11 protein-coding genes are annotated in these 13,614 nt (G+C 64.4%); all 11 read left to right on the top strand.

The window, feature by feature from the left end; translation table 11 throughout:
• The first annotated feature begins 58 nt into the window (after positions 1-58).
• The 11 genes from rpmH to TBD_RS14110 all read left to right on the top strand — a co-directional run bounded on the left by rpmH (position 59) and on the right by TBD_RS14110 (position 13,545).
• Positions 59-193 (top strand): 50S ribosomal protein L34, encoded by a 135-nt coding sequence (gene rpmH / locus TBD_RS14150; protein WP_011313339.1) that lies wholly within the window; start codon positions 59-61, stop codon positions 191-193.
• The gene (gene rnpA, locus TBD_RS14145; RefSeq protein WP_337998342.1) at positions 190-603 is read left to right on the top strand and encodes a ribonuclease P protein component; all 414 of its coding nucleotides are present in this window, start codon (positions 190-192) and stop codon (positions 601-603) included. The genes rpmH and rnpA overlap by 4 nt, the downstream gene beginning before the upstream one ends.
• Positions 604-618: 15 nt before the next feature.
• Positions 619-2,259 carry a membrane protein insertase YidC gene (gene yidC, locus TBD_RS14140; RefSeq protein ID WP_011313337.1) on the top strand — a complete coding sequence of 547 codons (1,641 nt, stop codon included), beginning with the start codon at positions 619-621 and terminating at the stop codon, positions 2,257-2,259.
• Positions 2,231-3,571, top strand: coding sequence for a tRNA uridine-5-carboxymethylaminomethyl(34) synthesis GTPase MnmE (gene mnmE, locus TBD_RS14135; RefSeq protein WP_011313336.1), 1,341 nt, complete (start codon positions 2,231-2,233; stop codon positions 3,569-3,571). The genes yidC and mnmE overlap by 29 nt, the downstream gene beginning before the upstream one ends.
• A 348-nt stretch (positions 3,572-3,919) precedes the next feature.
• On the top strand, positions 3,920-5,242 hold the full coding sequence (locus TBD_RS14130; RefSeq protein ID WP_011313335.1) for a tyrosine-type recombinase/integrase: 1,323 nt from the start codon (positions 3,920-3,922) through the stop codon (positions 5,240-5,242).
• Positions 5,243-5,468: 226 nt separating this feature from the next.
• A complete protein-coding gene (locus tag TBD_RS14685) occupies positions 5,469-5,765 on the top strand; it encodes a helix-turn-helix transcriptional regulator (RefSeq protein ID WP_011313334.1) in 297 nt (98 codons plus the stop codon).
• A gap of 231 nt (positions 5,766-5,996) precedes the next feature.
• The gene (locus TBD_RS14125; protein WP_011313332.1) at positions 5,997-6,824 is read left to right on the top strand and encodes a toprim domain-containing protein; all 828 of its coding nucleotides are present in this window, start codon (positions 5,997-5,999) and stop codon (positions 6,822-6,824) included.
• Positions 6,821-8,851 carry a DUF927 domain-containing protein gene (locus TBD_RS14120; RefSeq protein ID WP_011313331.1) on the top strand — a complete coding sequence of 677 codons (2,031 nt, stop codon included), beginning with the start codon at positions 6,821-6,823 and terminating at the stop codon, positions 8,849-8,851. Before TBD_RS14125 ends, TBD_RS14120 begins: the two co-directional genes overlap by 4 nt.
• 383 nt (positions 8,852-9,234) lie before the next feature.
• Positions 9,235-9,450: a hypothetical protein gene (locus TBD_RS14925; protein WP_148203067.1), complete on the top strand. Its 216-nt coding sequence runs from the start codon at positions 9,235-9,237 to the stop codon at positions 9,448-9,450.
• Between the two features lie 248 nt (positions 9,451-9,698).
• Positions 9,699-11,465, top strand: a complete 1,767-nt coding sequence (locus tag TBD_RS14115; RefSeq protein ID WP_011313328.1) for an ABC transporter ATP-binding protein — start codon at positions 9,699-9,701, stop codon at positions 11,463-11,465.
• 478 nt (positions 11,466-11,943) lie between these two features.
• Positions 11,944-13,545, top strand: a complete 1,602-nt coding sequence (locus tag TBD_RS14110; protein ID WP_011313327.1) for a DEAD/DEAH box helicase — start codon at positions 11,944-11,946, stop codon at positions 13,543-13,545.
• Positions 13,546-13,614 lie beyond the last annotated feature (69 nt).

Here is a 13,614-nt window from a genome sequence, read left to right as displayed (position 1 = left end):
TTTTTCAGTCCGGCACTTTGCGGCGTCAAAGGTCGGCTGCTGCCAGAAAGGAAATGCCATGAAACGCACTTATCAGCCCTCGACCGTTCGCCGCAAGCGTACCCACGGTTTCCGCGCACGCATGAAGACCAAGGCCGGTCGCGCGGTCATCAATGCCCGCCGCGCCAAGGGCCGCGCCCGCCTGGCCGTCTGATCGCCGCAGCGACCCCGCGCGCGAAGGGCCCGCGTCTCGCCCGGCTCGTCGTCACGGCCGATTTCGACCGGGTATTCGCCGATAACCAGCGCGCCCGTACCGATTATCTGATGGTGATGGCACGTCCCAACGCGGTCGGGTACCCGCGACTGGGAATGGTCGTCGGCAAGCGCCTGCTCGCGCGCGCCGTCGACCGCAACCGCGTCAAGCGCTGCGTGCGCGAAAGCTTCCGCCAGGTCCTGGCCGAACTGCCCGCCTGCGATTACGTCGTCCGCCTGATCGCCAAGCCGTTGCCGGGCGACGAAGCGCGCGACCTGCCGCGCACCTTCGTGCGCGCCGGCAAGCGCGCGATGGCAAAATGGCCCGGCGAGGCGGCCGCCCCCCAGGCGCCGGACTCCTCTTCCAACTAAAAACTGTCCCGTCCCATGGATAACCAGCGCCTGATTCTTTTCATCGTGTTTTCCTTCTCGCTGCTGCTGCTGTGGGAAGCGTGGCAGGACAAGCAGGCGCCGGCCCCGGCGACCCGCCCCGTCGCTGGTGCACCGGCCGGCAGCGCGGCGCCGACGCCCAGCACGGCTTTGAACGCACCGGCCGCGGCGCCCGCACAGACCGGTTTCGCCAAGGGCGCGCGCGCCGTCGTCGAAACCGACGTGCTGCGCGCGACGATCGACGCCAATGGCGGCGACCTGCGCGAGCTGCAGCTGCTCGGCTACCGCGAGACCGAAGACAAGAACCGGGTCTTCACCCTGTTCGAGGACAGCAGGACGCGGCCCTACCTGGCGCAGAGCGGTTTCGTCGGCGGCGGGCTGCCGACGCATCGCAGCACCTTCGAGCTGACGCCGGGAACCTACCGGCTCACGGGCGGCGCGGCCCGGCTCGAAGTGCCGCTCGTATGGAACGACGCGGCGCGCGGCGTGCGCGTCGAGAAGACCTTCATCTTCACGCGCGGCAGCCACGAAGTCGCGGTGCGGACCCGCGTCGTCAACCGTGGCAAAGAGCCGCTCGACCTCACCCCCTACTACCAGTTCACACGCCACGGCGAAGCGCCGCGCGGCGAGTCGTTCTTCCTCTACACCTATACCGGCCCGGCCTTCTACACCGACGCGAAGAAATTCCAGAAAGTCCCGTTCACGGACATTCAGGACGGTTCGGCCGAATTCGAAAAAACCGCGACCAACGGCTGGGTCGGCCTCGTGCAACACCACTTCGTCGCCGCCTGGCTGCCCGAGGAGAGCGTCAAGCGCGAGTATTACGCGCGCTCGCTCGGCGAAGGCCTCTACTCGGCCGGCGTGATACTCGCCGAGGGTCAGCTCGCCCCGGGTCAGCAGAAGACCTTCACCGTGCCGCTCTACGCCGGCCCCCAGAGCCAGGCCGTGCTCGAGAAAGCCGCCCCGGGGCTCGATCTCGCGCGCGACTACGGCTGGCTGACGCCGCTCGCCTACCCGATCTTCTGGTCGCTGGAAAAGATCGAGCGCCTGGTCGGCAACTGGGGCTGGGCGATCATCATTCTGACGATTCTGATCAAGCTCGCCTTGTATCCGCTGTCGGCCGCGGGCTACAAGTCGATGGCGAAGATGAAGAAGCTGACGCCGCGCCTGCAGCAGCTCAAGGAAACCTACGGCGACGATCGCGCCAAGCTGCACCAGGCGATGGCCGAGATGTACAAGACCGAGAAGATCAACCCGCTCGGCGGCTGCCTGCCGATCCTGATCCAGATTCCGGTGTTCATCGCGCTCTACTGGGTGCTGCTCGCGGCGGTCGAGATGCGCGGCGCGCCCTGGCTCGGCTGGATCACCGACCTGACCGCGCCCGACCCCTGGTACATCCTGCCGATCATAATGGGTGTCACCTCGATCCTGCAGGTGAAGCTCAACCCGCAGCCGATGGATCCGATGCAGGCCAAGATCATGATGATCATGCCGGTCGCGTTCACGGTCATGTTCGTGTTCTTCCCCGCGGGTCTCGTGCTCTACTGGGTCGTCAACAACATCCTGTCGATCGCGCAGCAATGGGCGATCAACAAGCAGGTCGAGGGTAGTGGCAAACCCGCTCCCGCCAAGACCTGATCTCATCGCCGCCGTCGCGACCGCCCCGGGGCGGGGCGGGGTCGGGGTCGTACGGGTGTCCGGCCCGGACGTCGGTCCGCTCGCCGTGGCGATCCTCGGACGTCTCCCCGAGCCGCGCCACGTCACGTATTGCCGTTTTCTCGATCGCGCCGGAGCGCCGCTCGATGAAGGCATCGCGCTCTATTTCGCCGCGCCGCATTCGTTCACCGGCGAGCACGTCCTGGAACTCCAGGGCCACGGCGGACCGGTCGTCCTCGATCTGATCCTGCAGCGGTGCCTCGAACTCGGCGCGCGGCTCGCCGAGCCCGGCGAATTCTCGCGTCGCGCGTTCCTGAACGGCAAGCTCGATCTCGCGCAGGCCGAGGCCGTCGCCGACCTGATCGACGCGGCCTCGGCCGAAGCGGCCCGCTCGGCGCTGCGATCGCTCTCGGGCGAATTCTCGGCCCGCATCGACGAACTCGTCGAACAGCTCGTCCGCCTGCGCACGCTGGTCGAGGCGACGCTCGATTTCCCCGACGAGGAAATCGACTTTCTCGAGCAGGCCGACGCCTTCGGCCGGCTGAAGGCGATCGGCACGAGCGTCGCGGCGGTGCGCAGTCAGGCCAGACAGGGCGTGCTGCTGCGCGAGGGCCTGACCGTCGTGCTGGTCGGCCAGCCGAACGTCGGCAAGTCGAGCCTGCTCAACCGGCTCGCCGGCTTCGACGCGGCGATCGTGACCGAGATCGCCGGGACGACGCGCGACACCGTGCGCGAGGCGATCCAGATCGAGGGCGTGCCGATCCACGTCATCGACACCGCCGGGCTGCGCGAGACCAGCGACCCGATCGAGCAGTTGGGCATCGCGCGCAGCTGGGAGGCGGTCGAAAAGGCCGACGTTGCGCTGCTGCTGGTCGACGCGGCGCACGGCGTCGGCGCGCACGAAGCGCAGATCCTCGCGAAGCTGCCGGACGTTGTGCGCCTGACCGTGCATAACAAGATCGATGTGGCAGGCGAAGCGCCGCGCGCCACCGCGGACGAAATCTGGCTGTCGGCGAAGAGCGGCGAGGGTGTCGATCTCCTGCGCGCGAAGCTGCTTCAGGCGGCGGGCTGGCAGGCCGCAGGCGAGGGCGCGTTCATGGCGCGCACCCGTCACCTCGACGCACTCGACCGCGCGGCCCGCCATATCGAACAGGCCGGCGCCGTCGCGAGACAATTGGAATTGTTTGCCGAGGAGTTGCGCCTCGCGCAAGCCGCGTTGGCGGAAATCACCGGCGAATTCAGCGCCGACGCGCTGCTCGGCGAGATATTCGGCAGCTTCTGCATCGGAAAATAAATAGCATACCGGCATAGTCCGGGCCATTCCACAAAGCACCCCGAGGGCCAGCGTAAATGCTGACTGTTTGTTATGTATGGGGCTTGTATGTTCCGTAGCAATCCGCCTAGAATTGTTCCCACATTTGTTCCCACGGCAAGGCAGACACAGCCAAACGTGGGAACAAATTTGTTACCACAGGCTCGTTTTATGCGGCGGTTAAATCAGGAATGAGTGGGAACAAATATGGACTTTATGCACGGGAATCCCTTGTTGGGGAAGGCTTTCGGCAAGTATTCCCACGGTTCAATGATGTTCCCACGGTAGCGGTTGGAACGTGGGAACAATTGGGTGAAAGGACGGGAAATCATGGCGCTGTCGGATAGCAAGCTGCGGACACTGAAACCGGCGGACAGGGTGTTCAGCGAATCAGACGGGGGCGGGCTGTATATTGAAATCATGCCGACCGGGAAAAGGCGGTGGGGTTTGAAATATCGAATCCCGACCGGAAAGCAGGAAACAATCCGCCTTGGTGACTATCCGGCCTATTCGCTGGCCGATGCCCGGACATGGCGTGACGATTGCAAGGCGCTGGCCGGACGCGGCTTGTCACCTATGGCCCTGAAGCGCGGCGACCCGATCCCCGAGGATGCAGCACCAGCGGCAAAGGAACTGGCGCAATTCTTCATCCGCAATTGGTGCATGAAGGCCGTCGAAAAAGCCAAGGCAAAAGAGGCCGAGGCCAAAGCCGCCGACACCGTGGAAGCATTCGCCTGGCGCTGGTATGCCGAGATTGTCGAGCCAGCGAACAGCAACCCGCGCAACATCAAACGCATTCTTGATAAGGACGCGATCCCGGCAATTGGCAGCAAGCAAATCGCCGACGTGACCGTGACCGACATTCTGGCGATTACCGACAAGATCAAGAATCGCGGGGCCGATCAAATGGCGCTGCAAACCCGCAACGTGCTGAAGCGGCTTTTTGCCTACGCTATCGCGCGCGAGAAAACGACCTTCAACCCGGCGGCAGCCATCGAGGCGAAATTTATTGCTCAAGCCAAGAGCCGCGACGTGGCGCTGTCGCCGGAAGAAATCGGGCGGCTGTTGCGGGCGATCTACCAATCCAGCATGAAGCGGGCGCACAAACTGGCGCTGCACCTGCTGATTCTTTGCATGGTGCGGAAGTCGGAACTGACCGAAGCCAAGTGGGAAGAGCTTGATCTTGAAAAGGCCGAATGGGCGATCCCCGGCGAGCGCATGAAGAAAGACAAGCCGCACCTTGTCCCGCTGTCCCGGCAAGCCGTGGCGATGTTCGAGGAATTGAAGGGGCTGGCGAGCGGTTCCGAATGGGTATTCCCCAGCCGTAGCAGTCTGAAAAAGCCCATCGCCCATAACGCCTTGAATACCGTGGTGCGGGCGCTGGAAGCCGACGTGCGGGACTTCGTAATTCACGACTTCCGGCGGACAGCCTCAACGCACTTGCACGAAGCCGGGTTTAATTCGGACTGGATCGAAAAGGCGCTGGCCCATGAAACCAAGGGCATTCGCGGCGTCTACAACCGGGCGCAATATGCTGACCAGCGGCGGGACATGCTGCAATGGTGGGCCGACTTCGTGGACAGCCAGATTCAGGACGGACGCGGCAAGGTAATCATCGGGCCGTTCGGTAAGGCATACCAGTCGGCGGCGTAAAAATATTCCGCATGGGGCTTGCATGTTCCTACGAAAGCGAATATTATTTTTTACGTGGGGCAGCGTTCGCCCATAAGAAACGTGATTAACCCGCCCTGAGCGGGTTTTTTTACGTCCATTGAAAGGCTGGTGTATCCGAGAGGATGCCCGGCCTTTTTTTGTTAGTAGCCCGCCACAGTGGCGGGTTTTTCATTTTGTGTGCCCCTGACAACTTGAGAAGCCCGCCATGTGCGGGCTTTTTGCGTTTACGGGGCCTGAAAGGGAAATCATGGCAGCAAGAAATGAATCCGCGATTCGCGAAGCAAAAGAAACCCGCATCCTTCGACGCAAGCAAGTTGAAGCCCGCACAGGGCTTTCCCGTTCAAGCATCTATGCCAGATTGAGGCAGAACCCCAAGAGGCCTGGCGACTATGACCCGACCTTTCCCAAGCCGGTATCTGTCGGAGCTAAGGCCGTTGGCTGGATTGAGGCGGAAATCGAGGCTTGGCTGACTGCCCAAATCCAGAAGAGCCGCAAGGCTTGAGCAAGGGGGGGAATATGACCACAAACAAAAAAGCCGCTTTGCCTTGGCAGGGGCAGCGAGCGGCTTCAAAACTACTTAGCAAGCTGCATTCTATCAGCGTGGCCGCTTGGGCGCTGTCCTACTCACTCGAAGAGGCTAGGCAATCCCACGAAAGACACGGGCAACACTTCCGGCGGCTGGCCTGCTGCATCGGCCTGGTTGCGCTACGGCTGCTGACGGGAGGGCTGCATCATGTTTGATCCGAATCAGCAATTCCGCGATGCAATCCAAGCGGCTGGCTTGATGCCTCCCGACGTGATCGAAGCCGACGGCAAGCTGCGGCGCTTCGCCAGCAACGGCAAGCGGGGCGACGTGGCGGGCTGGTATCTGCTGTTTGGCGACGGCATTCCCGCTGGATGCTTTGGCGACTGGCGCACCGGCTTTACCCAAACGTGGCGGGCAGATGTTGGACGCGCCCTGACACCCGCCGAGGAACAGGCGCACCGGGACAAGGCGCAAGCCATGCGTCGCGAACGCGAAGCCGATGAAGAGCGGCGCAAGGCTGAAGCCCAAACCCGCGCGGCGACAATCTGGAAAGTCGCATCCCCCGCGCCCGACGATCATGCTTATCTAACCCGTAAAGGCATCAAGGCCCACGGGGTGAGACTTCACAAGGGGGCGCTGCTGATCCCTATGCGAGCCGATGGCGTGATTCATTCGCTGCAATTCATCGGCGAGGGTGGCGATAAGCGATTCCTGTCCGGCGGGCGCGTGGCGGGATGCTATTTCAGCATCGGCGACTCGAAGGGCGCGGCGGCGCTTTGCATCGCGGAAGGCTTCGCAACCGGCGCGACGATTCACGAAGCAACAGGCTACCCCGTGGCGGTGGCCTTCAATGCGGGCAACCTGCTAGCCGTGGCGAAGGCGATGCGCGAGAAATTCCCCGACCTGCCCCTGATCTTGTGCGCGGACGATGATAGGCATACCCCCGGCAATCCCGGACTGACCAAGGCGACCGAAGCGGCGCGGGCCGTGGGCGGGCTGCTGGTTATTCCTGAATTCGTGGGGGTGACGGCATGAGCGCGACCGACTTTAACGACATGGCGGCGCAGTCTGGCCTGGACGCCGTAAAACACGCCATAACAAGCGCGGCGGCTTCGGTGATATGCGAGGCTCAAGGCGGCACCGAAAACGCAACAGCACGCGATCTGGTGGGGCGGCAAAACCCCGACACTGAAACCGGCGAACCGGATGCGGCATTGATGAATTTCGGGGTATCACAGGTATCAGGGGTGCAGGCCAGTAACGACGGGCTTTCCGCTGATACCCCTGCCGATGCTGACGGGGTATCAGGGGTGTCTGCCACGATGGCAAGCAAAGAGCCTGGCATGGATGAGCGCCCATGCTTCCGCGTGTTTGATGGCTGGCTGGAACACGACGGTAGAAAGTATCAACCAGGCGTCTGGTATTTCGGCATTAAGTCCGGCAAAGGTGAAGCCCCCCCGGCGCTGACGGAAACCCGCGTTTGTTCCCCCCTACATATCGAGGCCGTGACCTTCGACGGGCAGGACAACAACTTCGGGCGGCTGTTGCGATTCAAAAATACGCTGGGGCGCTGGCGTGAATGGGCCATGCCGATGGAATTACTCAAGGCTGGCGGCGATGACCTGCGCGGCGAACTGCTGGCGATGGGCGTCGAAATCGACCCGACCGCAAAAACCTTGCTGGCGAATTACCTGCAAGCCAAGCCGCCGAAGCGGCAGATGCGCTGCGCGCTTCAAGTCGGCTGGTGCGGCGATTCCTTCGTGCTGCCTGATGCGGTAATCGGAACGGCGGCATCGGGCGTGATCTTCCAGAGCGGCGAGCGCGGGCACGATGAACACACCAGGGCCGGGACGCTGGCCGGATGGCGAGAGGAAATCGCGGCGCGCGCTATCGGTAATCCGCTGTTGCTGTTGGCGCTGTCTGCTTCTTTCGCGGGGCCAATGCTGGCGCGGTGCAATGCCGAGGGCGGCGGGGTGCATTTTGTGGGCGATTCTTCGACCGGCAAGACGACCCTGCTGGAAGCGGGCTGTTCGGTTTGGGGCGGCGAGAATTACCGCCGAAGCTGGCGGGCGACTGCCAACGGCATGGAAGGCGCGGCGGCGCTGTTTAATGATTGCCTGCTGGCCTTGGATGAAATCAGCGAGTGCGATCCGCGCGAAGTCGGGGCCATCGTCTACGCGCTAGGCAACGGGCGCGGCAAGCAACGCGCCGGGCGGACGGGCAGCGCTCGGGCCGTGACGCGCTGGCGCTGTTTTGTCCTGTCGAGCGGCGAGCGCACCATCGCCACGACGATGCAGGAAGGCGGACACCGGGCCAAGGCGGGGCAGGCGGTGCGGCTGCTGGATGTTCCGGCGGCGCGTGTTTATGGCGCGTGGGACACCCTGCACGATCTGCCCAGCGGCACGGCGTTTTCGGATGCGATCAAGCGAGCAGCGGTGACGCACCACGGACACGCCGGGCGGGCTTTCCTTGAAAGACTGACGCGCGACGATCAAGACTTTTGCGCCCTGCTGGAACGCTTCAAGGGGCTTATGGAGTTTTCCGCCGAGGGTGGTGAGGGACAGGACAAGCGCGCGGCGGGACGCTTCGCCCTGCTGGCGCTGGCGGGTGAAGTGGCGACCGATTACGGCATCACCGGCTGGTCGGAAGGCGAGGCGATCAAGGCGGCATCGGAAGGTTTCCGGTTATGGCGAGCAGCGCGCGGACGCGGCAACGATGAGCGGCGGCAAATCCTGGACAGAGTTTCCGGCTTTATCGAGCGGCACGGCGACGGACGCTTCTCGGATGCTGAGAACAGCGGCGAAACCCCGATACGCGACCGGGCGGGTTGGTGGCGGGACACTCCCGAAGGCCGCGAATATCTGTTCACGGCGGACGGGATGCGCGAGGCTTTGAAAGGGTTTGACTTCGCCCGCGCGCTGGATGCCTTGCAGGTATCCGGGGCGCTGCCCACACCCGGCGCGGACGGCAAGCGGGCGCGGTTCTATCGCATCGGCGGGCGCGGGGTGAAACTCTACCCCGTCCAAGCGGACAAGCTGGGGGGCGATCATGGCGCTGGCTGATCTGCTGGAAAGACTGGAGCGGCGAACTGATACCCCTGATACCCCGCGCAACCCCGTCGAGGTATCAACGGAACTCGCGCCAATACTGGCTTGCACCCCTGATACCCCTGATACCCCGCAAAACATCAACAGCGAGGGCGAGACGCTTGGGCCTGAGACTTTCCACGATGACCGGCGCACTTGCGACCAGTGCGCGAACCTGGAGGGGCGGCGCTGTCTCGCCGCATGGCGCGGTGAAATCGTGGCGAATCGGGACTATGAGCCGATCCGCGATCTACTCCGGCGGTGCGAAGGGTATACCCCTAGAGCGTCCTAAGTCAGTCGAATAATGGGTAATCGCATCAATGACTTAGAGGGTAATACAATCCATGGACGATAAAGACATGGCCGATATTCTGAGGCGCTACGGCAGTCATTCCATTGAATATCGGCGGGCGCACCGTCGGCAGTATCGCGCAACGAACTGGCGCATTGACTACATTCCAGACCGAAAGGCAGAAGCTGTATTGCTGCGCGCGGTGCGCGAAGGCTGGGCATTGAGTTATGCCGACGCAATCAATCAGGCTTTGCGGGCCTGGGTCGAAACCATCCCGGAATAAAATACGGCTAAATACATTAAGGTGAGCGTTCCCGGCTTTCTGCTGGGGCTTCGCCTTTGGGGGTGTAAGGCTGGCAAAATTGGGGAACAACCCCTAAAAGTGTTCCCATATTTGTTCCCATGATGGAAGTAAGAATTTCACAAACTACGCAACGGCGCGGCTTTGCGCCTATTTGCTAGCTTTTGCATCGATAGCGAGGCTTTGATGCGCGCATTTGGGATCCGACCGTCGTTTTCCGCGAGCACGCCGTGCTGACCTGGCGCAGCATCGTCGACGAGCTTCGCCGCCACCGCGCGGCGCTGCTGCAGGCGAATCTCGCGGCCGTGCTGGCGGTCGTCGCGGCCGTTCCGGTGCCGTTGTTGCTGCCGCTCATGGTCGACGAGGTGCTGCTGCACCATCCGGGCAGGATCGTCGACGCGATCGGCGCCTGGTTTCCGACGTCCTGGCATGGGCCGGTGCTGTTCATCGGCGTCGCGCTGCTGGCGACGGTCGCGCTGCGGCTCGCCGCGATCGTGCTCAACGTGTGGCAGGGGCGGACCTTCTCGCTGCTCGCGAAGGAAGTTGTCTACCGCATCCGTGAACGCATGCTCGCGCGGCTCTCGCGCACTGCGCTGTCCGAGTTCGAGACCGTCGGCGCGGGGCGCGTCACCTCGCATTTCGTCACCGACCTCGGCGCGATCGACACTTTCCTCGGGGCTTCGATTTCGGGGCTGCTCGTCTCGGTACTGACGCTGGTCGGCGTGGCTGGCGTGCTGTTCTGGATGCACTGGCAGCTCGCGCTCTTCATCCTGCTGCTCAACCCGGTCGTGATCCTGTTTTCGACCCGACTCGGCAAACGGGTCAAGGACTTGAAGAAGTTCGAGAACCGCGCCTTCGAGGCGTTTCAGGACGCGCTCGCCGAAACGCTCGACGCGCTGACGCAGATCCGCGCGATGAACCGCGAAAAGCACTACCTCGCGCGCGTGACCGAGAAGGCCGCCGATATCCGCCGCCACGCCGCGGCCTTCGCCTGGAAGTCCGACGCGATGAGCCGCTTTTCCTTCTTCATCTTTCTCGCCGGCTTCGACGCCTTTCGGGCCGGCGCGATGCTGATGGTCGTCTACTCCGACCTCTCGATCGGCGAGATGCTCGCGGTGTTCGGCTACCTCTGGTTCATGATGACGCCGGTGCAGGAGCTCGTGAACATGCAGTATTCGTGGTTCGCCGCGAACGCCGCGCTGACGCGGATCAACGCGCTGCTCGGCCTGCACAGCGAGGCGCGGTACCCGGCGCGCGAGAACCCGTTCGCCGGCGTGCCGACCGTCGGCATCGCGCTCGAGCACGTGAGTTTCGCCTACGGCGAAGGCGAGGACGTGCTCGAGGACGTCAGTCTGAGCGTCGCGCCCGGGGAAAAGGTCGCGCTGGTCGGCGCCTCCGGCGGCGGCAAGTCGACGCTCGTGCAGGCCCTGCTTGGGCTCTATCCGCTCCGCGTAGGGCAGATCTGCTACGGCGGCGTGCCGGTGAGCGCGATCGGCTGGGAAACCGTGCGCGAATACGTCGGTGTCGTGCTGCAGCATCCGGTGCTCTTCAACGACACGGTGCGCGCCAACCTCACGCTCGGCCGCAGCGCCGACGACGCGACGCTGTGGCGCGCGCTCGCGATCGCCCAGCTCGACGCGACCGTCGCGGAGCTGCCGCAGGGTCTGGACACCATGGTCGGGCGCCAAGGCGTGCGTCTATCGGGGGGCCAGCGGCAGCGCCTCGCGATCGCGCGCATGGTCGTCGCCGAGCCGCGTATCGTGATCCTCGACGAGGCGACGTCGGCGCTCGATACCGAGACCGAGCGCCGCCTGCACCAGGCGCTCGGCGAATTCCTCGCTGGCCGCACGACGCTGATCATCGCCCACCGCCTGTCGGCCGTGCGCCAGGCCGACCGGATTCTGGTGTTCGAAAACGGCCGCGTGGTCGAGGAGGGCGATCACGCCGCGCTGATCGACCGCGGCGGCCTCTATCACAAGCTTTATCACCACGCCTAGTCCGAGGCACGGGTCGCCAGGTTCGCGCGCCGCTCGCGGATTGCCTGTCGCTCATCTCGTCACGACCGCGGCGGCAGCTGCGACAGCGGTTCGCTTCGCGCCCCGGCGCGCGGATGCGCGTCTTGGCATGCAACGCGACCTGCCCTACAGCGCGCCGCGCGAGAAAAGGCTTGGAAAATCATGATTTCCTGATACACTTGCTCGCGTTGTGCTCTCAGCAGTGGGCAGGTCGGCTTGTTCAGACCGTGCCTCGGGACTGTTCTCACAGCCCCATCGTCTTCGACCTCTCTTTTGTGCCGCCCTGAGTTCCTACGCGGGCAGCGACAAGTCTTGTGGTTGGCGCCGATGTGATCGACGCGACCCGTGGGCGTTCCAGAACGCCGCTATATTCCGGTTCGTATTGTTTGGCCTGTCTGGCTCGTGCCGGAATCAGGGCCTGGTTTGCGCTGTTGCAGGCGCACTGAAAAAAGGTTTTGCCATGAGCTTCTCCGAACTGGGGCTTGATCCCCTCATTCTCAAATCCGTACTCGCCGCCGGCTACGAAAACGCCACGCCGGTTCAGCAGCAGGCGATTCCTGCCGCGCTGAGTGGGGGCGACCTGCTGGTGTCCTCGCACACCGGCAGCGGCAAGACGGCCGCCTTCCTGCTGCCGTCGATCCAGCGTCTGCTCGCCGAGCCGGCGGTCAAAAGCATCGGGCCGCGTGTGCTGGTGCTGACGCCGACGCGCGAACTCGCGCTGCAGGTCGAAAAGGCCGCGATGACCTACGGCAAGGAGATGCGCCGCTTCCGCACCGCCTGTCTGGTCGGCGGCGCCCCCTATGGCCTGCAGCTCAAGCGACTCTCGCAGCCGGTCGACGTCGTGGTCGCCACGCCGGGTCGCCTGATCGACCATCTCGAGCGCGGCAAGATCGACTTCTCGCGCCTCGAGGTGCTCGTGCTCGACGAAGCCGACCGCATGCTCGACATGGGCTTCGTCGACGACATCAAGGCGATCGCCGCGCGCTGTCCGGCCGAACGGCAGACCCTGCTGTTCTCGGCCACGCTCGACGGCGTCGTCGGCAACCTCGCACGCGAACTGACCCGCGACGCGCAACGCATCGAGATCGAGGCGGTGCCGCACAAGGAAGCCAAGATCGAGCAGCGCCTGCTGTTCGCCGACAACATGGACCACAAGAACCGCCTGCTCGACGCGCTGTTGCGTGACGTCGAGATGGTGCAGGCGATCGTGTTCGCATCGACCAAGCGCAGCACCGAGGAGATTTCCGACCTGCTCGCCGAAAGCGGCTTCGCCTCCGACGCCTTGCACGGTGACATGCAGCAGGGCCAGCGCAACCGCGCGCTGCAGCGGCTGCGCGAAGGGCGCACCCGCGTGCTCGTCGCGACCGACGTCGCGGCCCGCGGCATCGACGTCGCCAGCATCAGCCACGTCATCAACTTCGATCTGCCGCGCCAGGCCGAGGACTACGTCCACCGGATCGGCCGCACCGGCCGCGCGGGTCGTACCGGCATCGCGGTGAGCTTCGCCGGCATGCGCGAGGGCGGACTGGTGAAGAACATCGAGCGCTACACCGGCAACCGCATCGAGGTGCACACCTTGCCCGGGCTGGAGCCGACGCAGCGGCCGTCGACCGGGCGACCCGGCAATGGCCGGCCGCGCGGCAACGGTCCGCGCGGGGGCTACGAGAAGCGCAGCTTCGGGGATCGCAGCGAGCCGCGCAGCTACGGCGACCGGCCCCGTGGCGATAGCCGCGACAACCGCGACCGCGGCTACCGCGGCGACGCCCGTCGTAACGACGGCGCACCCGCCCGTCGCTTCGACAATGGCGTCCGCGGGCCGTCCGACGTGCCGCGCATGACCAGCGAGCAGACGGCAGGGCCTCGTGGCGCCGCCTCCAAGCCCGAGGTTAATGGCAACAGCGTCGAGTACTGGGAGAAGCGCGAACGCGAGGCCAAGGCCAAAGCCGCCACGGGCCGCTCCTACGGCGACCGCGGCAACGCCGCGCGTCCGGCACGTGGCTACGGCAACGAGAACCGTGGCGGGGCAGGGCGCGGCGGGGTGCGCGGGCGCTTCAAGGACTGAGCGCAAGCGGTTGTTGGCAAAAAAGGGGTTTCACGTGAAACCCCTTTTTTTCATGCCCGCCGCGGGCGA

Origin of the sequence: Thiobacillus denitrificans ATCC 25259 (genome assembly GCF_000012745.1) — a bacterium.
Taxonomy (GTDB): domain Bacteria; phylum Pseudomonadota; class Gammaproteobacteria; order Burkholderiales; family Thiobacillaceae; genus Thiobacillus; species Thiobacillus denitrificans_B.
This window is presented reverse-complemented; position numbering and strand designations above follow the sequence as displayed.